Consider the following 19671-nt stretch of genomic DNA (forward strand, 5'->3'; position numbering starts at 1 on the left):
GTTCGGCGTGTGACGCCCCGGGTTAGGGTGGCGCCCCATGGCCTCCAAGATCTCCGACGACTGGAACGTATTGCGGCACGGTCCGCTGGTACCGCTCTCCGACAACCTCTGGTGGGTGGAGGGCGATCTGCCGGACATGTCGCTCAAGCGCGTGATGACGGTGGCGCGCCGCGGGGACGGCACGCTCGTCATCCACAGCGCCATCGCCCTGGGCGACAAGGAACTGCGCGAGCTGGAGGCACTGGGTCGGCCCGCGGTCCTGCTCGTGCCCAATGGGCTGCACCGGCTGGACGCGCCCGCCTACCTCAAGCGCTACCCGGACCTGAAGGTCTACGCGCCCCGGGGCAGCCGCGCCAAGGTGGAGGAGCGGGTGCGCGTGGACGGCGCCTACGAGGACTTCCCGGCCGACGACACGGTCCGGCTGGAGACGCTGGACGGAGTGAAGGAGGCCGAGGGCGCGATGCTCGTGCGCTCGAAGGACGGGACGACGGTGGTGCTCAACGACGCCGTCTTCAACATGGATCCGAAGAAGGATGTGCTGGGCTGGCTCATCACCACCGTCATGGGCTCGGCGCCGGGCCCGCGCGTCTCCCGGCTGAGCAAGCTCCTGTTCATCAAGGACAAGGCGGCGTTCCGCGAGAACCTGAGGCGCTACGCGGAACTGCCCGGGCTCGTGCGGCTCGTGGTGGCACACGAGAAGGTGGCGCACGGGGACGACGCGGCGCGCGCGCTCCAGCGCGCCATGACGTTCCTCTAGCCCGTCACAGCCGCCAGGAGAGCTTGAGCCCGCCGCTCACCAGGCTGCGCTCGGCGCCGAGCACGGGCAGGGCCGCGCCGAGCTCCGCGCCGAAGTGCTCGCCCGCGCGAAAGCGCAGGCCGATCGCGGGGGCCACGGAGTCGAGCCCCGCCCGGCGGCCCAGGCGCACGTTGGCGTCGAGCACGGCGGCGAAGCCCGAGCACAGGGCGTACGCGGCACCCGCGTTGAGCAGCACCCCGGCGCGGGGCTGGGCGGCGGCGGCCCCGAGCCCCAGGTCCGCGTCCACGCCCGCGTAGCCGTGCACGTCGAAGCGGGGCACGGGGCGGTAGAGCACCGCGGCGCCCACCTCGCCGCCGAGCGTGCGGGTGCGCGGGCTCGCGAAGGAGGTGGGCAGTTGCAGCCGGACGCTCGGGGCCAGGGCGAAGGCGCCCCGGGTGAAGCCGAGCCAGGTGCCGCCCACGGTGAGCTGGCCCAGGGTGAGCCGCGAGCCGGTGAGCGAGGCGTTCTGCACGTACTGGAAGCGCGGCACCTCGAGCGTGGCGAACAGCTCCACGTCCCGGCGCACGGCGAGGCTGCCGGACACGAGCCCCGTGGCGGTGATGGCGCCATAGAGGTTCTGGGTCTCGATGAGGGCCTGGCCCTGGACGCCCAGGCCCACCTCGGTGCGAGGGCAGGCGCGGCGGCCGGTGGCCACGTCGGCGGCCTGGAAGCCGAAGGGCACGGGGCCCTCGGGGAGCGCGGGGGACACCCAGGTGTCGCACGGGCCCTCGGCCCGGGCGGCGGGGGCCGCGAGCAGGAGCGGCACGAGTGCGGCGAGCAGCGGTCGGAAGGGATTCACGGATGGCCCTCGGTTCACGGCGCGGTCACGCCGGGGGCATCGAAGCGTCCGTTGCCGTTCCGGTCGAGGATGAAGGGGTTGGTGAAGGCGTAGGGGTAGCCGCCGAGGATCTGCGCGTAGTGGAACAGGGGGTTGCTCTCCTCGGTGGGCAGGACGGGATCCTTCAGCGGGCCGTACGCGGAGCCCTCGGCGATGTCGCGCCGGTCCACCACGCCGTCGCCGTTGTTGTCGCCCGTGTCGGGGATGCCGTCCGGGCCGTCGCCGCCGGGGCCGCCGAAGTCGGCCGTGAGCTGCAGGGCCGTGCCGGCCTCCACCACCAGCCAGGCGTCCCCGGTGCCGGTGACGAGCTCGGACAGGGGCAGCGCGCCCTCGTAGCGCACCAGGCCCTCCGTGCCCAGGGCATCCGGGGGCCGCTGGAGCGCCGCGCCCTCCAGCGTCTTGACGAGCCGGCCGTTGACGATGATGCGCACCTCGTCCACGGGCACCCAGGGGGCGGCGGAGACCTTGAGGTGCAACTGGGCGTCGGGAGCGGGCACCACCGGGCGCAGGCCGTGGCGCTGGCGGCCGGTGGCGGTGTCCAGGGTGGCCTCGATGACGGGGCCGTTGGTGCCGAAGGCGTCACCGGCCTTGAGGGCCGCGTTGAAGCGGGCGGTGTCGAAGCCGGGCCCCGCCTGGGTGTTCGCGTAGACGATGTTGCGCGGCATGCCCACGGTGTTGTCGGTGAGGCTGTGCGAGTCGCTGTTGGCCGTGCCCGTCACGAGCTGGCCCTGGCCGAGCACGTAGAACCAGAAGGCGCGGTAGCTGGGCAGCAGGCCGTTGGCCGAGCCATTCATCACCTCCTGGGTGTGCTGGCCGTTGTTGGCGAAGCCGCCCCGGGGCGTGCGCACGTAGATGCCGCCGTTGGTGCCATCGTCATGGGTGGGCAGGTTCTTGAGCGTGTTGAGCGCGAGCGCGCGGGGGAAGCCCAGGTCGCGGCCGAACTCCTGGTTGGCCCAGGGGTGGTTGAGCTGGATGAGCAGCTGCTCCTGGAGCGCGGGCGGGGCGCTGGCCTTCACCCGGTCGAACAGCTCGCCGGGCTCGACACGCTCGTCGTCCGGGGCGCCGTTGCGCACCTGGGTGGGGTCGTACGCGAGGGGCCAGAAGTTGTAGTGGCCCACCACGAGCGGGATGTCGTAGCCGTGGCGCTTGAGCCAGAGGATGTGGCCGGTGGTCTCCAGGCCCGCCACGGTGCTCATGCGCTCCTGGAGGCCGAGGCTCCGGACGACCTGGCTGTAGTCGTAGACGACGTCATGGTCCGACGCGACGATGACCTGGAGGTCCGTGGCGGCGAAGGACAGCACCCGGTCCAGGTCGGGCAGCGAGCTGTCGAAGCTGGCGGCGCCGTGCACGTGCAGGTCCGCGCTCACGGTGCCGGAGGGCTGCAGGGGCAGGGGGCGCAGGCGGAAGGAGAGGGTGGTGTCGGCGCGGTCGAACGTCACCGTGTCGTGGCCGAGCGTCCAGAACGGGCCCTTGAAGGCATACACGTGGAAGCGGCCCGGGGGGACGTTCACGGTGGCGGTGCCGTTGGTGACGAGGAAGCGGTTGCACGCGGGCGAGGGCCCCGGCGGAGGCCCCAGCCAGGGCGCGCAGGTGCCGAAGGCGCCGTGCAGGCTGCCCGTGGTGTCCGCCGCGACCGTCGCGTCCACGGGCACCAGGAAGACCTCGGCGGTGAGCGCGGCGCTGTCCACCGCGTCCTCGACGCGCACCGTGAGCCGGGAGTGCGAGGGCTCGGCGAAGGTGCCCAGGTCCAGATCTGCTGTCACCTTGTCCAGCTGCCGGTCAGCCACCTTGCGGCCAAAGGCATGCAGTTCCACCACGTAGTCGCGGCCCGCGGGCACCCGCGCCTCGAAGCGCCCTTCGGTGTCGGGGGTGATCTGCGTCCACGGGATGCGCGTCTCCGCGCCAGCGGACAGCTGGCCCTCGCTCACGAGGATGCTCAACGTGTGGGGCTGGTCGGTGGTCGGCTGCCGGCGGGTCACCGTGCCCCGCAGCGTGACGTAGGTTTCTCCGCGCAGCTTCTGGCGCAGCTCCTGGGCGAGGTCCGCCGCGGCGGCGGCGTCGCCCCGTTCGCCCACGGCGAGGAAGCGCTCGAAGACGAGGTAGTCGCGCGGGGGCACCACGGTGCGGGGCAGGCCCGAGGTGGAGATCTGATCGCTCTGGAAGCCCTGGAGCAGGTCCGTCTCGCCGCAGGCCACGTGGGCGTAGCTCACACCGGGCTCGGAGGGCAGCGCCGCGGCCAGGTAGGGGTACTGGATGTAGACGTCCCCGATCGTGAGCAGGCTGAAGCTCGGGTGCGCGTAGCCCGAGCCCTTGGAGGGCGTGAAGGGCAGGGCCTCGCGACCGCTCCAGTAGAAGCCATCCGAGAGCGCCCAGAGCTGCGGGTCCACGGAGGCATTCACCACCTCGGTGCGGATGCGCACGCCGGGCTCGCAGGGGCGCATCTCGTAGAGGGTGTGGACGGGGAACTCGGGCTTGCCATCGAGCGTGCCATCGAACTGCACGGCCACGCGGGTGGGCCGCTCGTCGATGACGCGCATGGAGGTGTAGTGCACGGCATCGGCCGGGAGCACGCCCACCACGGGGAGCACCTGGTTGAGGCCGTCGTTGTTCTTGCCGCGCACGCTCAGGTCCAGGAGCGAACCGCCGCCGGGGTCGAGCAGGTGCGTGTTGCCGAGGCCCGCGAGCACGGCCACCGCGCGGTCATTGCCCAGGAGGATGTCGCCCCGCGAGGCGATGGCGTTGAGGCCGCCGGGCACGGTCTCGGGGCCGGGGACGGGATCGTTGCTGCCCACGCGCTTGTCGGCGGGCGTGAGCGTGCGCACCTCGAGCGACTGCGCGGCGGGGTCGCACGTGTAGCTCAGCGCGGTGCAGGGACTGAGCACCTGACACGAGGCCTCGTTGCCGAGACAGCTCTCCTTCTTGCAGCCGGACAGCGCGAGCCCGGCCAGGGCCACGGTGGCGGCCAGGAGGCGAAAGGGGATGGGCATGACGCCCTTGTATCAACCTCCCAGGTGGTGTCTCCAGTCATGCCAGCCGCGCGCCGCGTGACACGTGTCGCCCGTGAGATCGAGGAAGAGGGGGCTGCGCGCGGCCTTCAGGGCCTCCCGGGTCCGCCAGGCGCCCGACGCATCGAGACGGCGCACCGCGCCATCGAGCAGGGCGCCCGCGTGCTGGAGGGACTGGAGCTGCGCGGGGGTGGGCTTCCAGCCCGTCTCGTCGCGGTAGCGGCCGAGGGTCTCCAGCCAGTGGCCGTAGAACTTCACCCTCTGCACGAGCACGGGAAGACGCTCGGCGGGGGGCGTGGCGGCGAGGGCGGCGTCGTACTGCCGGGCCTCGGAGCCGAGCCGGTAGAAGAGCAGGTCCACCTGGGTGTCGAGCCGCGAGCCCCAGGCGGCGCGCACGGTGGGGTGACGCGCGTGGGTGAGCACGGCCTGCACCAGATGCAGTCCGCCACACGGGTGCGCGTAGAGGCCTTGCTTGCGCTTGGGTACCTGGGGCAGGCCCGCCTTCATGCCCGCGAGCAGGTCCGCCTCCTCGCGCTCGAGCAGGGCGAGGGCCTCGTCCATCAGCGGGCCGATGTGGACGGCGGGGCCCACGCTGGGGGTGAAGGTGCCGGAGGCGGGCAGGGCATGGGCGAGGACATCGAGCATCCACGCGCCCTGGGGCGAGAGCGCTACCTCGGGGCGGAAGTCACGCGAGACGGTCGCGAGGATCGCGCGCAGGGGCACGGGTCCGGAGGGGGTCCGGAAGACATGCGAGAGGGGGAAACCCGCGAGCAGCAGGCTCTTGGCCATCAAGTGGGGGTGGGGCTCCACGGGCGTGCCGTCGGGCGTGGAGGCCGCGAAGTGGAGGGGGTCGTGCTGGAGGAAGTCCGAGACGATGACGTCCGCGGCGAGGCGTCCATCCCGGGCGCGGAAGGCGCGGCGCTCGAAGGCCAGCCCATGGGCGAGGGCCCAGGGGTTGAGCGGGTCCGCGGCGGCCTCGCGGCACCAGTCGCCGAGGACGTCGCCGGAGGAGGGCCGGGCGGACGGGGCGGCGGCGAGGAGCGCGAGCAGGATGAAGGGAGCGGCGGGCATGCGTGTACTATCCCCCGCGTTCATTCCCGACCCCAAGGAGTCCCCCATGAGCCTGTCCAATCCATTCACCGAGGAGCATGAGGCGTTTCGCCGGACGGTGCGCGCGTTCGTGGAGAAGGAGATGACGCCGCATGCCTTGGACTGGGACCGGGCGGGCATCTTCCCGAAGGAGCTGTTCCGCAAGTGTGGCGAGCTGGGCTTCCTGGGCATCAACCACGGGCCGGAGGCGGGCGGCAGCGGGCTGGACTACTGGTACGTGACGGCCTTCACCGAGGAGCTGTCGCGCAGCCGCAACGCGGGCGTGAACATGGCCCTGCTGGTGCAAAGCCAGATGGCGACGCCCATCATCAACGAGATTGGCACGGACGAGCAGAAGCGGGAGTTCCTCGCGCCGGCGCTGGCGGGCGAGAAGATCGCGGCGCTGGGCGTGAGCGAGCCGGGGCAGGGCTCGGACGTGGCGAACATGCAGACGACGGCGCGGGTGGACGGGGATGACTACGTCATCAACGGCTCGAAGATGTGGATCACCAACGGCACGCGCGCGGACTTCATCACGCTGGGGGTGCGCACGGGCGGCGCGGGCCACGCGGGCATCTCGCTGGTGACGTTCCCCACGGACGTGAAGGGCTTCGGGGTGTCCAAGAAGCTCGACAAGGTGGGCAACCTGTCCTCGGACACGGCCATCCTCTATTTCGAGGACTGCCGCATTCCCCGCCGCTACGTGCTCGGGCAGGAGAACCAGGGCTTCTACCACATCATGACGAACTTCCAGGGCGAGCGCCTGGTGAGTGCCATCTGCGCGGTGGGCGCGATGGAGCGCATGATTGAAGACGCCATCGAGTATGGCCGCGAGCGCAAGGCGTTTGGAAAGCCCTTGCTGGGCTTCCAGGTCTGGCGGCACAAGCTGGTGGAGCACATGGCGTCCATCGAGGCGGCCAAGCGGCTCACCTATCACGCGGTGGCGCTCTTCGACGCGAAGCAGAACGCCGTGCGGGAGATCTCCATGGCCAAGCTCTTCTCCACGGACTTGGCGCAGCGGGTCGCCTACGACGTGCAGCAGTTCTTCGGTGGCATGGGCTACATCGAGGAGACGCACATCGCGCGGGCCTGGCGCGACCTGCGTCTGCTCACCATCGGGGGCGGGACGTCGGAGGTGATGAAGGAGATCCTCACCAAGACGTCTGGCTTGTAGCTCAACCGCCGATGACGGGGGACTTACGGACGTAGCGGGGCGAGCGCACCTGCTCAAGCATGAACTCCGCCACGTCGGCCCGGGAGATGCGCAAGGGCACTCTTCCCTGGTTGATGGAGACCTGGTGCACACGGGTCGCCGGCGCATTCGTGAGCCGGGTGGGCCGGACGATGACCCACTCCAGGGAACTCTCCCGGATGACCTCCACCCGGCGTTGCCAGTCGTTGGCCTCGCGCGGCCGGAAGGAGGCCATGAGCTTCTCGAAGAGCGCCGAGGGCCCCCAGCCGTTTGCCTTGTCGTGGTAGGGCACGTAGACGAGGCGCCGGACCTGCTGGCGCTGCATCGCCTCGACGAGGCCGCGGGTCCCCTGGGCGATGGCCTCGGCATCCTTCCGGCCCGTGGGCCCCACGGCGCACAGCACGGCGTGCTGCCGCTGCACGGCCTGCTCCACGGCCTCCGCGTCCTCGAGTCGGCCCTGGACGTGCCGCAGCCGGGCATGGGGGGCGGGCAGGGCGCGGAGATTCCGCGCGAACGCGGTCACCAGATGCCCCTGGGCGAGCGCGAACTCGACAAGGCATCGTCCCGTGCGGCCCGCGGCGCCGATGACGAGCACCGGCAGTGGGGCCGACTGGGAGGCCGTCTCATGGCGCTCGGGACCGTGGGTGACCGTGTCGCCCCGGCCCGTCACCGAGAGGCTGAGCTGTCCAGGCAGGGGCTTGCTCATGGCGTGCTCTTGGCCTGGGCCGAGGTCGTCGCCTCCAGGCGAGTGGCGCCCTTTCGCTTCTCCTGCTCCTCCAGCCGCACCCACAGGGAGGCATCCGTACCCTCCATCTGGTTACCCTTGAGCTGGAGCTTCCGCTCGGCGGAGACGCGCCGTTGGAGGCGGGCAGGCAGGGCGGGCCGCTTGGGATCCAGGTCATGCACGGTCACCTCCTCGTTGATGCGGATGCCATCGGCGTCGAACTTGAGGGTGGAGGTCATCACCAGCTGACGGTGCAGGCCGCTCGGAAGCAGGAAGTTCTGCTCGTGGCTGAAGGGAAACCACGTGGGGCCCAGACACTTGCCGTCCTGGCTCGTCACGGTCTCGGCGAAGAAGCGCCCGTGCCGCAGGGGCAACAGCCGCGCGAAGCGGCGGCACACCGAGGGGCCCTCCAGGGTGCACTGCTCTCCCTCGGCGACCAGGACCTGCGTGCCACCCACGCGCTCCAGCGTCAGCTTGGAGTGGAGTGGGAAGGAGCGCAGGCTGCCCAGGGCACGAACAACGAGTCCGGTGTCCGTGCGCTCCACCAGTCCCACGGGTCCCAGCGCCTCTCCATTGGCGTAGCGCCGCGTGATGACCCATACTAGGCGCTGGTCCGCCTGGAGCGTCGCCATGACGAGATCCTCGTCCGTGAGGCGTGGACTCGTGGGCAACAGGGGCACGTCCGGTCCCGGCTGACGGCATTCGTCCGCCGCGGGCTCCTGCCACACCACGGGAGAGCCCGAGCAGTCCAGCGTGGGCCGGGCCGCGGTGCCCTGCTCGCGGTCATAGCCGTGCAACAAGAGGTCGAACCACTCCTCCGCCGAGAGCACCAGCCGGGCCTCCCGGGGAACGGCGATGGAACACATGCCCGCCTTGCGCGGGGCCGCGCAGCCGGTGAGCAGGAGCAGCAGACCCGCGCTGACGAGAAGGGACGTTCGCTTCATGGTGCGTCGCTCGTTTGGAAAAGAGGAATCAGGCTCGGGAGCCGGTGAACGCGGTGTGCCAGCGCCCCTCGGCGGTGAGGCCGACGTGCAGGTGCGTGGGCAGGCGCTGCGCCACCAGGCACTGGAGCAGCTCGCGCGCGACCTCGGGCATCAGCGAGCCGCGCAGTAGGTGCTCCACGTTGCGCGCGCCCTTCTCCGACTCGGTGCACCGGCGCGCGAGTGTGTCCACGAGCTCCGGGGCGAAGGTCGTTTCAATCCGGTGGCTGGCGCGCAGCCGGTCCGCGAGCACGGCGAGCTTCATGCCGGTGATGTCCCGCATGACGTCCGGGCCCACGGGGGCGAAGGGGACGATGGTCATGCGCGCGAGCAGGGCGGGCTTGAAGTGCTGGCTCAGGGTGGGGCGGATGGCCGCCGCCACCTCCTCGGCGGAGGGCGTGGCGCCGTGCGCGTACAGGCGCATCACCTGCTCGGAGGCCAGGTTGCTCGTGAGGATGAGGACGGTGTTGCGGAAGTCCACCGCGCGGCCCTCGCCGTCCGAGAGCAGGCCCTTGTCGAACACCTGGTAGAAGAGGTTCATCACCTCCAGGTCGGCCTTCTCGCACTCGTCGAGCAGCACCACGGAGTAGGGTCGCTGCCGCACCGCCTCCGTCAGCAGGCCGCCCTGGCCGAAGCCCACGTACCCGGGGGGCGAGCCGATGAGCCGGGAGACGGTGTGCTTCTCCTGGAACTCGGACATGTTGAGCGTGGTCATGAAGCGCTCGCCGCCATAGAGGCTGTCCGCCAGGGCGAGCGCCGTCTCCGTCTTGCCCACGCCGCTCGGGCCCACGAAGAGCAGCACGCCGATGGGGGCTTCCGGGTCGCGGATGCCGGCCTGGGAGATGCGCAGCGTCTCGGCCACCTTCTGGAGCGCCGCGGTCTGTCCCCGCACCCGCGACTTGAGCTTCGCCTCCAGGCCGAGCACGGCCTCCAGGGCATCCCCGCGCATCTTGCCCACGGGCACGCCCGTCCACCCCGACACCACCCGGGCCACCACCTCCGCGTCTACGTCCGCGTGCACCAGGGCCTCCTCGCCCCGGCTGCGCGCCACCGCAGCCGCCGCCTCGCCCACCGCCGTCCGGGAGGCCCCGGCCGCGTTCTCCGCCTGGGCCTTGCGCGCGGCCTGGAGCGCGGCCACCGCCGTGCGCTCGCCCTCCCAGCGGCCCCGGAGCGTGGCCACCGCGTCGTGCAGCGCCCGGAGCTTCGCCTCCAGGTCCTCCAGCTCCGCCGCGTCTCCCGAGTGCCCGTCCATCAGGTCCCGCTTGCGCGCGTCCCGCTCCCGCTCCACGCCGGCGATGCGGGCCTCCAGGGCGGACAGCTCCTCGGGCCGCGTGGACTGCTCGATGCGCACCCGCGCCGCGGCCGTGTCCAAGAGGTCCACCGCCTTGTCCGGCAACTGGCGCCCGGAGATGTAGCGGTGCGACAGCCGCACCGCCGCGGTGATGGCCTCGTCCCGGATGACGACACCGTGGGCGGCCTCGTAGGTGGCGCGCAGGCCGCGCAGCATGAGGATCGCGTCCTCCTCGCTCGGCTCCTCCACCTTCACCGGCTGGAAGCGGCGCTCCAGGGCCGCGTCCTTCTCGAAGTACTTCTTGTACTCGGACCAGGTGGTGGCCGCGAGCGTGCGCAGCTCCCCGCGCGCGAGCGCCGGCTTGAGCAGGTTGGCGGCGTCACTGCCCCCCGTGGCCCCCCCCGCGCCGATGAGCGTGTGGGCCTCGTCGATGAAGAGGACGATGGGCACGGGCGAGGACGTCACCTCGGCGATGACGGCCTTGAGCCGGTTCTCGAACTCGCCCCGCACTCCCGCGCCGGCCTGGAGCAGCCCCAGGTCCAGTCCCAGCAGCTCCACGTTCTTGAGCGCATCGGGCACCTCGCCCTTGACGATCGCCCAGGCGAGTCCCTCCACCAGGGCCGTCTTGCCCACGCCGGGCTCGCCCACCAGCAAGGGGTTGTTCTTGCGGCGCCGCGAGAGGATGTCCACGAGCTGGGCGATCTCCCGGTGGCGGCCGAAGACGGGATCGATCTTCCCCTCGCGCACCCGCGCGGTGAACGAGGTGGCGAAGCGCTTGAGCGTGCTCTCGTCGGCGCGTCCCGGCGCGGCGCCCGGGCTCGGGCCTCCGCTGGCGGCGGGCGCGGCCTCCACCGTCTCCGCCCCCGGGCGCAGCACCTCCGCCAGCGAGCGCTTCAGCGCATCCAGGGGGACGGCGTCCAGCTCCGCGAAGTGCTCGGCGGTGTAGCGGCTCGGCCGCAGGAGGAACTGCGCCAGCAGCACCCCCGTGCGGATGCGCGTGTCCCCCAGCTGGAGTGACGCGAGCAGCCACGCGTCCTCGAACCACTGGAAGACGGACTCGGAGAACACCGGCCGGGCCGCGCTCCCCGTGCGCAGGCCGCGCAGGGCCTGCTCCAGGCTGCTCGCGAAACGCCGGGGATCCACCTCGAAGCGGCGCAGCAGCACGGCGGCGTCCGAGTCCTCGGCCCCAAGCAGCTGGGCGAGCACGTGCTCGACGACGATCTCATGACAGTGGCGGGTGCTGGCCTGGCCGACCGCCGCCTCGAGCAGGCGGGTGGCGGTGGGGGTCAAGCGCTTCACGAGGGCCTGCGGATCGACGCGCATGGGGACGGGCTCCAGGAGAACGGGGGCGGGTCAGGGGGCGCCCGGGACGGAGATCCGGCTCTGCCGGTTCGTGCCGAGCCAGGTGTCCCGTCCGAGCCGGGACGGCTCGTTCCGGGTGAGCTGGAACGAGTGCTGGACACTCTCGCTCAGCGAGAGCTCGAAGCTGTACTCGAGGGGGTCGCGCGTGCAGAGCGCCACCACCTCGCAGGCGAGGGGATACAGGTCGCCCTCGGGCATCAAGCGCCGCCAGGCCTGGGGCGGCAGGGGGCCGATGTCGATCTGGAAGCGCCCGGTGCGATCGAAGGCCCGGCCCCCCAGCAGCGTGGTGCGCCCGAGCTGGTGGTGGGCGCGGCCCAGCTGCATCCGCGCGTCGATGTCCACCCACCGGCCCATGAACTGGTGCACGGTGACGCGCGCGCCCCCGAGCTCCTCACTGAGCACGTCCTGGAGCGCCAGCTCCAGCTTCTCGGCGGTGCGCACGCGGCTGGCGAGGATGGGAACGATGCGCAGCATGCGCCAGGCGGGCAGCTTCCCGGTCCGCTTCCGATCGAACGTGTCGAAGCCCGCCAGGGCCAGCAGGCGCCGGGACCACTGGTCCTCGCAGTCGGACGTCAGCTCACTGGTGACGCGGTAGCGCGACTCGATCCGGAAGAGCAGTGAGAGCAGCCGATGGTGGAACAGGTCCAGGAACTCGCGCCGCACGGGGCGGTCGGGATCCTCCTGGACCACCTCCTCGGCCATGAACATGGGCAGCGGCGACACCGAGCCGGTGAGGCCGAGGAACGAGGTGATGACCTCGAACAGGGGCCGCCTGGCCAGGGCGTCCTCTTCCTGGGCGGGCACCTGCCGCAGCTCCAGCGCGCTGACATCGCCAGCGGAGAAGCCCAAGGACGGGTCATGCCGGAAGCGGATTTGCTCCTGGAGCACGGGCCCCAGCTCCCCGACGCGCGCCGCGTCCGCGGTGAGCCGCTCGAGGTAGGCCACCAGGGGGAAGAAGGCCTGGCGGTTGACCCGGGGACGGAGCGCCTCGGCGGCCGCTACAAGAGCATCTGGGTGCCGTTCCGGGGAGGCCACGCGTACTCCATCTGCGAGGGCTGGACGCGCATCGCCAGCTCGTTGAAGGCATTGAGGGTGACGTTGGCGGCGAACAGCTCGTCCAGGATGCACCCGAAGAGGAACGCATCCCCGATGCCCATGAAGCTCGTGCCGTCGAGCTCCAACAGCGTGCGGGTGCCGCGCACCGGGGTGCCCTGCAGGAAGCGGGTGCAGGTGCTCACCTCCACCTTGCGCAGGGCGTTGATGCGCAGGCGGTTGGCCCGGCCCGTCAGGTCGTCCGTGAGGGCGTGGAAGTTGTAGAGCTCCAGCAACCGGCGCAGCACGTCGGCGTCCGCGAGCGAGCGCTGGTTGATGGCCAGGTGCGACATCAGCCGCCAGTGCAGCTCGGTGCCCAGGGGCGCGCGGGCGGGCCGGCTCACGGGGGTGATGTTCTTGAAGCGCGCCTGGGTGGGCGAGGTGAACGTCGGCAGACAGACGTCGCCCACCTGCAGCCGGGTGGGCAGGGAGCGGTTGGTGCAGGTGAGCTCGATGGACAGGGTCTCCTCGGTGAGGGCGGGCACCACGTCGCGGGCCGTCTCCAGGGAGAGGTAGGTGTCGATGCCGTCATCGATGGGTGAGGCCGTACGTCTCAACCGGTAGAAGGCGGGCTCGGCGTCGCCGCCCGCGCCATGCGCGAAGTCGAAGAAGGGCCGGTAGTGGCGCCGGTCGTTGCGGCCCGACCGCAGGCCCGTCACCTGGTCCACCGAGTACACCTCCGAGTGCCGGGGCTCCATGTCGGAGGCGCGCAGGAGGTGCTCGCCGTCCAGGGTGTGGTGGCGCAGCGGGTGGGCGGAGGCGGAGAACAGGTTGATGGCGGGCGCGCAATTGAGCCGGAACATGTCCCGGCCAATGCGCGCCTCCAGGGGGGGAGGACGCTGCAGGTGGAAGGCGAGCTCGAAGCGGTCCTCCGCGACGGAGGCGGCGGACTCCAGCTGGTGCACCTCGAAGAAGAGGAACTTCTCCGGCAGGGTGAAGTACTCCTGCATCTGCCGGTAGCCCTCGGACGCCCGGGGCCAGGGCAGCAGCCGGAAGTCCCGCTCGAAGCCGATGGGTCGGAGCGACTGGGGCGGCAGCCACACGCTGTGACCCGAGCCCATGCGCACCTCGATGCCCCGGCAGTAGCGCAAGAGCCACAGCAAGATGAGCGAGCTGGTGGCCAGATCCGAGTGGATGAACAGCCGGAGGCCGCCGGGCTTGAACACCTCCACGCGGCCCTGCTCCTGGGCCTGGAAGTTGAGCCGCAGCACGGGCGCGGCGCTGGCGGACTTGTCGAGCGAGGCGTCCTCCAGCGTCAGGGGCAGCAGGGCCACGTCTGACGTGGTGCGGAAGACACAGGACGTGCCGTCGATGGGCTGGGCCGCGACCTCCGTGCCCGCGGGCACCTGGGCGCGGCCGCGCAGGGCGCGCAGCTGAGGGGTGAACTCCAGGATGGTGGCGGCGGGCAGGGGCCGCAGGTAGTGCGGCAGCAGCAGATCCGTGAGGACGTGCACCATCTCCGGGATGTCGTCCTCCACCCGCTCGCGCACGCGCGCCGTCAGGAAGGCGAAGCCCTCGAGCAGCCGCTCCACGTCGGGGTCTCCCCCTCGCTCCACGAGCAGGCCCGCCACGGTGGGATTGGCCAGGCCAAAGGCCCGTCCCGTCTCGCGCAGGTAGGTGAGCTCACTCAGGTAGTATTTGCTGAACATGCGCGCGCCTCACGGACTCACCACAACTCGACCTGGCCGCCGGCGCCCACCCGGGTCCGGAAGCGGAAAATGTCGCGGCTGCCCTTCTGGGCGAGCTGCGCGGTGATCTCGAACTTCAACGCCACGGGCTCGTTGTCGTCGGGCAGGTGCTGCACCACCACGTTGCGCAGTCGCGGTTCGTACTCCTGGATGGCCGAGCGGATGGAGGCCTGGATCTTCTGCAGGGCCGCCGGGTAGGAGTGGACGACATCGTTGAAGTCCAGGATGCCGTAGCCAGGGGCGGCGACGGACTCCCCCTTGCGGGTGTTGAGCAACACCCGCAGGTGGCGGGTGATGGATTCGAGCGGATCCTCCCGGCGCGAGGACAGGTGCACGCCGCCGTTCTCGAGCCGGGAGAGGAGACCTCGGGTGGACATCGGTGGAGACCTCCTGAGGGGGGACGACGGCTAGCGCTGATCCGACCAGGTGTCCTCGTGCTGCACGCCGCCGTTCGTGTAGGTCCACGAGATGGTGTGGAACACGAACGAGACCTCCTCCAGCGGAGGCTCGAAGGACGTGGCGGGCACGATGGTGCTGGGCACGTACTGCTTGATGTGGTTGATGCGGCCCTGCTTGATGGCCACGCTGTAGAACTGCTCCGTGGTGCCATCCCCCGTGGGGTTGGGGCGGAAGAACTTGAGCGTGCCCTCGATGACGGCGTTCTCCGCCAGCGCTTTCATGAGCAGGGGCGAGCTCTTGTCGATGCGCTTGCGGATGAGCAGGGGCGCGTACTGGCGCCGGCCGGACGCGATGCCCGAGCCTCGCTCACGCGCCGTGACGACCTCCTGCTCGTAATAGACACATTCGATGGAGCCGTCGCGGCCCAGGCTCTTCTGGGTGCTGTCACCCTTGATGTCCGCGCCATTGGCCTTCAAAAAGAGGTGTACCGTCTCTGCCATGTTGGGCTCTCCTGAGGACTTCGGGGTTGCGGGGGCCGGAGCCTTTCGGCTCCGGGTACGGCGAAGGCGGGCTACTCCTTGTCGAGCTTGCCCACGAGCGACAGGGTGAAGGACGCGCCCATGTACTTGAAGTGCGGGCGCACCTGGATGTTGCAGCGGTACCAGCCCGGCTGCCCATCCACGTCCTCCACGCTCACGTGCGCGCTGCGCAGCGGCCGGCGCGAGCGCACCACGGGCGCCGGGTCATCCATGTCCGCCACGTACTGGCTCAGCCAGTGGTTGAGCTCGCGCTCCAGGTCCGAGCGCTCCTTCCAGCTGCCGATCTGCTCGCGCTGCAGCACCTTGATGTAGTGCGCCAGGCGGCTCATGATGAACATGTAGGGCAGCTGTGTGCTCAGCCGGTAGTTGGTCTCCGCCTGCTTGCCCTCGGGCGTGCCGCCGAAGTACTTGGCGCGCTGCACGGAGTTGGCGGAGAAGAAGGCGGCGTTGTCCGCGGACTTGCGGAACACCAGGCCGATGAAACCCTCCTCGGACAGCTCGTACTCGCGGCGCTCGGTGAGCAGGACCTCGGTGGGAATCTTGGTCTGGATCTCCCCCAGGGCCTCGTACTGGTGCAGCGGCAGGTTCTCCACCGCGCCGCCGGACTGCGGGCCGATGATGTTCGGGCTCCAGCGGTATTTGGCGAAGGAGTCCGCCACGCGGCTGGCGAGCGCGATGGAGGCATGGCCCCACAGGTAGCGCTCGTGCTCGCCCACCACGTCCTCGTGGAAGTTGAAGGACTTCACCGGGATGGTGTCCTCCCCATAGGGCAGCCGCAGCAGGAAGCGCGGCAGGCACAGGCCCACGTAGCGCGAGTCCTCGCTGTCGCGGAACGAGTGCCAGCGCGCGTACTGCGGCCCGCCGAGCAACGAGTTGAGATCCTTGAGGTTGGGCAGGGTGCGGAAGTCCCCCTCGCCAAAGAACTCCGCGCTGGCGTTGGACAGGAACGGCGCATGCGCCATGGACGCCACCGCGGCGCACTTGCGCAAGAGCTCCATGTCCTGGGGACCGGGGCCGAAGTCGTAGTTGCCGCACAGCAGGCCATAGGGCTTGCCGCCGAACACGCCGTACTCGTTGGAGTAGACGATCCGGTACAGGCCGCTCTTGACCACCTCGGGGGCATCCTCGAAGTCCTTGAGCAGATCCTCCTTGGAGACGTTGAGCATCTCCACCCGGATGTTCTCGCGGAAGTCCACCTTGTCGACGAGGAATTTGAGCGAGCGCCACGTGGACTCCATCGCCTGGAAGTCCCGGTGGTGGATGATCTCGTTGACCTGGGTGCTCAGGCGCTGATCGATCTCCGCGATCATCGCGTCCACCAGCGCCTTGTCCACCCGCTCCTCGCCGCGGTGGGGCGCCAGCATCTCGGTGATGAAGGCCTGCACGCCGCGCCGGGCCACGTCATAGCCCTCGTCCTGGGGCTTGAGCCGCGTCTCGGCGAGGATGGAGTTGAGCAGAGAGGCATTGGACTGCGCCGTCTCCACGATGCCGCCGCTCTTCAACACGTTCGTCTCGGTGCTCATGGGGTCATCGGTCCTTTCGGAGGACTACGCGGGTCCGTGGGTGGCGTCATCCTTCAGGCCCAGCTCACGCATCAGCTTCTGTCGGCTGTCCGGGTCCGCGAGCAGCGACTGCAGCTTGCGACGGAACGCGGGCAGGTTGCCCAAGGGGCCCTTGAGGGCATGCAGGGCCGCGCGCAGCTCCAGGAGCGTCTTGAGTTCCGGCACCTGATTGACAACGCTCTCGGGCGAGAAGTCCGCCAGGGTCTTGAATTCGAGCGTCATCGGCAGCTCGGCGGCCGGATCGTTGGACAGCGTGTCGGGCACCGACAGCGTCACTTTCAATCCCTGCTGCGCCATCACCTCGTTGAAGTTGTCCTTGTCCACGTTGATGGGGGCCCGGTCCTCCAGCGCCCGCGCGTCCGGCCGGTGCGTGTAATCCCCCATCATCAGAATCTTCAACGGCAGCTCCACCTGCTCCTGCGCGGTGCCGGTGGCGGGCTTGTAGACGATGTTGACGCGTTCGGTGGGCGCGACAGAACTTTCCTTGCTCATGGGCAGGACGGCTCCTTCGGGTGGGGGGAGTGGAAAATGCAACGGGCAACGCACGGTCCGTGAAGCCTGTGCGGCGAGACATCATACCTCCAGTGTGAACTGTCCTAAACGAAAGGAGGCGGATGGGTCAAGTCTTGTCAGACGACGAAAGTGAGCCCACGCCTCTGGGGAGACGGTGTTGGTAGTCTTTTGCACAGTCCTGCCCACGAGCAGGAGTCCTTCCAGACATTCCACGGACAAGGCGGGCTCCCATTCATCCAAACCGCGTGCCGTGCTCTCGGCGACCAGCTCTTCATAGAGGGCGCGCGCGAGCGCGGGCTGTGCGGAAAGGAAACACAACCGCGCCAAGAGGAGCCGGGCCTTGAAGCGGGGACGGCCCGCGGGGGCCTGGGTGACCTGGTGTTGCAGCAAGGCAATGGCCTCCGCGACACCGCTCGCGGCCAACACCTCGCGGACCGGGAGCGGCAGGGACGCATAGCGCTCGTCGTCGAGCACCTCGCGCGCGCGGGGCGGCGGCGGCGCGGCGGGCGTGTCGCGGGGGGTGAGCGTGGTGTCCAGCCACTTCCGGGTGCGCTCGTCGGCGAAGGGCGTTCCGTCCGCGGCGAGCAAGCCCGACACGCCGGGCATGCGCTTGAGCACCGTGGCCAGCTCCCACCGCGCCGCCTCGCGCGCGGCGGTGTGGGTGTCCCCGAGACCCGTCAGCGCGGCGTCGCTGTAGCGCTGGAGATCCAGGGAGAAGCGGTGCTGGCCCATGGCGCCTTCCGCCTCCACCAGCAGCTCCGCCCAGCGGCCATGGGTCTCCAGCCGCTCCAACTGCGCGCGCAGGGAGGCGGGCAGGCCGGGCACGGACGTCCGGCCCTCCGTCCCTGGCGCGGGGGCCTGGGTGAGGTGCAGCCAGAGCCCCACGCGCAGCAGCCGGTAGGCGAGCGGCTCGGCGTCGTGGGCCTCGCGCAGCACCCGGGCGGACTCCACCAGGGCCGAGCCGAGGCCCCGGAGCTGCTCCAGCACGGCGTCCGCGTCTCCCGCCTGGCCCGCGGTCAGGGCGGGAGGCGGCGGAAGCGGGGTCGCGGGGACCACCTTCACGGGCGCGGGGAGGTCGGCGGGCGCGGGCCGCCGCTCCTGGAGCCGGCGCACGCCGTCGAGCAAGGGGCCCAGCGGGGGGCTTTGCTCCTCGAAGCGCGTGCGCGCCACCTCCGCCAGACGCCGGGCCGCGTCCTCCAACGACTCCGCCCACTCCCGGTTCCCGGCGGACACCTGGGCGGCCGGCAGGCTCTCCACCATCCGGTCCACGAACCAGCGCACCGCGTTCACGCGCCCCCGGAGACGCGTGGCCTCGGGGAACAGGGTGGGCCAGTAGCGCTCAAGCACCTCGGTGAGCACCGTCATGCCCGTCACGGCACCGCGCAGGCCATCGGTGGCATGCAGCCCGTGCGCCAGGTACGCGGCGAGCCAGAGATCCTTGGTGTCGCGCCGCAACAGCCCGCCCGCGTTCTCCACCACCCGGGCCCAGTCCACGGGCGTCCCAGTGGGCGACTCCAGTCGGGCCACCTCCCGCGAGACGATGTCGTAGGCGGGCTCGTGCTTGGCGGAGCGGCCCGCCGGCGTCTCCGCGGAGATGGGCTCCGTCCAGGCTCGGGCGCGCTCGCGAAGCTCTTCGAGGGACAAGGTGGGCATGGGGGGGCGCTCAGCACGACAGGCCGTGGAGCAGCTCCTCGAGGGACGTGGTGGGAGAGTCGATGAGCCGGCGCTGGTGCTCGGTGAGCGCGCGCGCCGCCTGCTCGATGGCGGCCCCGCGGGAGGTGCGCAGGGGCCAGAGGCGCTGGCCGCCCGGGCCCGGACGCGCCAGGTGGGGAAGGAGCTCGGGTGGCATCGCGCCCAGGCACAAGAGCAGGCGGGGCTCGGGGTGCTCGGCCCAGAGGAGGGCCGGTGGCACGGAGGGCCAGCGCAGCAGGCGGGTCGCGAGTTCCAGCCAGGCGGAGGGCCCGAGCCCCGGGGGCAGGGGGCACTCCAGGACGACGTGGGCGCGGCCCCGCTGCCGGTGCCGTTCCCCGTCACAGGCGGTGCGGAAGGTGTGCAGGGCGTAATAGGGGCTTCCAGGCGCTTCGCCGGGCCGCAGCAGGGGCTGGAGCAGCTCGGGGCCGCGGGTGGTCATCCACAGCCCCTGGAGCTGGCGTCGGGCCCGGGTGAGGGCCTCGGGTGGCGGGTAGGGCAGGGCGCGGACGCGCTGGGTGAGGCCCACCACGTCCAGGGTCGCCGCGTCGTGCAGGAGCGCGGCACCGGCGGCCAGGAAGGGGCCGAACGCCGTGGGCAACACGGCGAGCTGGTTGGCCGCCGTGGGGCCGGGCAGCTCGGTGAAGACCGCCAGGGGGAACTCCCGGCCCACGCCGTCCGTGCTGGGGGCGAACACCCCCAGCAGCACGTTCGCCTCACCCGGCGCGGTGAACAGGAAGTGCACCACCCCAGGGGGCAGCCCACACCGGGCGGCGCGGGCCGCCTCCACGCCCTCGGCCAGCCAGAGGTGCAGCTGGACGGCGAGCACGCTGGTGGCCTGGAGGCGGAGGAAATCGGTCTGGCAGGGCGTCTTGCCCACCAGTCCCGCCCTGACGGAGGACGCGCGCATGC

At 70.9% G+C, this 19671-nt stretch carries 16 protein-coding genes; 2 read left to right on the forward strand and 14 right to left on the reverse strand.

The window, feature by feature from the left end; genetic code table 11:
- Nucleotides 1-37 precede the first annotated feature (37 nt).
- Nucleotides 38-757: a hypothetical protein gene (locus I3V78_RS17120; RefSeq protein ID WP_204489412.1), complete on the forward strand. Its 720-nt coding sequence runs from the start codon at nt 38-40 to the stop codon at nt 755-757.
- A 4-nt stretch (nt 758-761) separates the two neighbouring features.
- Here the strand turns inward: I3V78_RS17120 and I3V78_RS17125 are convergent, their stop codons facing one another.
- From I3V78_RS17125 to I3V78_RS17135, 3 genes are read right to left on the reverse strand one after another with little or no spacing between them, the layout of a single operon-like run.
- Nucleotides 762-1595 (reverse strand): hypothetical protein, encoded by an 834-nt coding sequence (locus tag I3V78_RS17125; protein ID WP_204489415.1) that lies wholly within the window; start codon nt 1593-1595, stop codon nt 762-764.
- Between the two features lie 14 nt (nt 1596-1609).
- Nucleotides 1610-4621, reverse strand: a complete 3012-nt coding sequence (locus I3V78_RS17130) for a CehA/McbA family metallohydrolase (RefSeq protein ID WP_204489417.1) — start codon at nt 4619-4621, stop codon at nt 1610-1612.
- Between the two features lie 12 nt (nt 4622-4633).
- Entirely contained in the window at nt 4634-5710 is a 1077-nt protein-coding gene (locus tag I3V78_RS17135) for a hypothetical protein (RefSeq protein ID WP_204489419.1), read from the reverse strand.
- 52 nt (nt 5711-5762) lie between these two features.
- Between I3V78_RS17135 and I3V78_RS17140 the strand changes: the two genes are divergently transcribed.
- Nucleotides 5763-6902: an acyl-CoA dehydrogenase family protein gene (locus I3V78_RS17140; protein WP_204496679.1), complete on the forward strand. Its 1140-nt coding sequence runs from the start codon at nt 5763-5765 to the stop codon at nt 6900-6902.
- Between the two features lies 1 nt (nt 6903).
- Here the strand turns inward: I3V78_RS17140 and I3V78_RS17145 are convergent, their stop codons facing one another.
- From I3V78_RS17145 to tagF, 11 genes are all read right to left on the reverse strand, one after another.
- Complete coding sequence (locus tag I3V78_RS17145; protein ID WP_204489421.1) at nt 6904-7626, reverse strand: NAD(P)-dependent oxidoreductase; 723 nt, start codon at nt 7624-7626, stop codon at nt 6904-6906.
- Entirely contained in the window at nt 7623-8588 is a 966-nt protein-coding gene (locus tag I3V78_RS17150) for a hypothetical protein (RefSeq protein WP_204489423.1), read from the reverse strand. The genes I3V78_RS17145 and I3V78_RS17150 overlap by 4 nt, the downstream gene beginning before the upstream one ends.
- Nucleotides 8589-8616: 28 nt before the next feature.
- The gene (tssH, locus tag I3V78_RS17155; RefSeq protein WP_204489426.1) at nt 8617-11238 is read right to left on the reverse strand and encodes a type VI secretion system ATPase TssH; all 2622 of its coding nucleotides are present in this window, start codon (nt 11236-11238) and stop codon (nt 8617-8619) included.
- Between the two features lie 30 nt (nt 11239-11268).
- Nucleotides 11269-12312: a type VI secretion system baseplate subunit TssG gene (tssG, locus tag I3V78_RS17160; RefSeq protein WP_204489428.1), complete on the reverse strand. Its 1044-nt coding sequence runs from the start codon at nt 12310-12312 to the stop codon at nt 11269-11271.
- On the reverse strand, nt 12276-14018 hold the full coding sequence (gene tssF, locus I3V78_RS17165; protein ID WP_204489435.1) for a type VI secretion system baseplate subunit TssF: 1743 nt from the start codon (nt 14016-14018) through the stop codon (nt 12276-12278). The genes tssG and tssF overlap by 37 nt, the downstream gene beginning before the upstream one ends.
- Before the next feature lie 17 nt (nt 14019-14035).
- Complete coding sequence (gene tssE, locus I3V78_RS17170; protein ID WP_204489438.1) at nt 14036-14434, reverse strand: type VI secretion system baseplate subunit TssE; 399 nt, start codon at nt 14432-14434, stop codon at nt 14036-14038.
- Nucleotides 14435-14464: 30 nt separating this feature from the next.
- Nucleotides 14465-14956 (reverse strand): type VI secretion system tube protein TssD, encoded by a 492-nt coding sequence (tssD, locus tag I3V78_RS17175; protein WP_204489441.1) that lies wholly within the window; start codon nt 14954-14956, stop codon nt 14465-14467.
- A gap of 71 nt (nt 14957-15027) precedes the next feature.
- The gene (gene tssC, locus I3V78_RS17180) at nt 15028-16518 is read right to left on the reverse strand and encodes a type VI secretion system contractile sheath large subunit (RefSeq protein ID WP_239576466.1); all 1491 of its coding nucleotides are present in this window, start codon (nt 16516-16518) and stop codon (nt 15028-15030) included.
- A gap of 24 nt (nt 16519-16542) precedes the next feature.
- On the reverse strand, nt 16543-17049 hold the full coding sequence (gene tssB / locus I3V78_RS17185; protein ID WP_204489449.1) for a type VI secretion system contractile sheath small subunit: 507 nt from the start codon (nt 17047-17049) through the stop codon (nt 16543-16545).
- Between the two features lie 81 nt (nt 17050-17130).
- Entirely contained in the window at nt 17131-18723 is a 1593-nt protein-coding gene (gene tssA / locus I3V78_RS17190; protein ID WP_204489457.1) for a type VI secretion system protein TssA, read from the reverse strand.
- A gap of 10 nt (nt 18724-18733) precedes the next feature.
- Complete coding sequence (gene tagF, locus I3V78_RS17195; protein ID WP_204489459.1) at nt 18734-19669, reverse strand: type VI secretion system-associated protein TagF; 936 nt, start codon at nt 19667-19669, stop codon at nt 18734-18736.
- Nucleotides 19670-19671: the final 2 nt, after the last annotated feature.

The sequence above is a fragment of the Archangium primigenium genome (assembly GCF_016904885.1).
Classification (GTDB): Bacteria; Myxococcota; Myxococcia; order Myxococcales; family Myxococcaceae; genus Cystobacter; species Cystobacter primigenius.

Bases quoted from the DNA above. Each gene is read 5' to 3' on its own strand.
- tssD (WP_204489441.1), bottom strand. From the start codon at position 14,956: ATGGCAGAGACGGTACACCTCTTTTTGAAGGCCAATGGCGCGGACATC.
- I3V78_RS17145 (WP_204489421.1), bottom strand. From the start codon at position 7,626: ATGAGCAAGCCCCTGCCTGGACAGCTCAGCCTCTCGGTGACGGGCCGG.
- tssF (WP_204489435.1), bottom strand. From the start codon at position 14,018: ATGTTCAGCAAATACTACCTGAGTGAGCTCACCTACCTGCGCGAGACG.
- I3V78_RS17150 (WP_204489423.1), bottom strand. From the start codon at position 8,588: ATGAAGCGAACGTCCCTTCTCGTCAGCGCGGGTCTGCTGCTCCTGCTC.
- I3V78_RS17135 (WP_204489419.1), bottom strand. From the start codon at position 5,710: ATGCCCGCCGCTCCCTTCATCCTGCTCGCGCTCCTCGCCGCCGCCCCG.
- tssC (WP_239576466.1), bottom strand. From the start codon at position 16,518: ATGAGCACCGAGACGAACGTGTTGAAGAGCGGCGGCATCGTGGAGACG.
- I3V78_RS17120 (WP_204489412.1), top strand. From the start codon at position 38: ATGGCCTCCAAGATCTCCGACGACTGGAACGTATTGCGGCACGGTCCG.
- tagF (WP_204489459.1), bottom strand. From the start codon at position 19,669: ATGCGCGCGTCCTCCGTCAGGGCGGGACTGGTGGGCAAGACGCCCTGC.
- tssB (WP_204489449.1), bottom strand. From the start codon at position 17,049: ATGAGCAAGGAAAGTTCTGTCGCGCCCACCGAACGCGTCAACATCGTC.
- tssH (WP_204489426.1), bottom strand. From the start codon at position 11,238: ATGCGCGTCGATCCGCAGGCCCTCGTGAAGCGCTTGACCCCCACCGCC.
- I3V78_RS17130 (WP_204489417.1), bottom strand. From the start codon at position 4,621: ATGCCCATCCCCTTTCGCCTCCTGGCCGCCACCGTGGCCCTGGCCGGG.
- tssA (WP_204489457.1), bottom strand. From the start codon at position 18,723: ATGCCCACCTTGTCCCTCGAAGAGCTTCGCGAGCGCGCCCGAGCCTGG.
- tssE (WP_204489438.1), bottom strand. From the start codon at position 14,434: ATGTCCACCCGAGGTCTCCTCTCCCGGCTCGAGAACGGCGGCGTGCAC.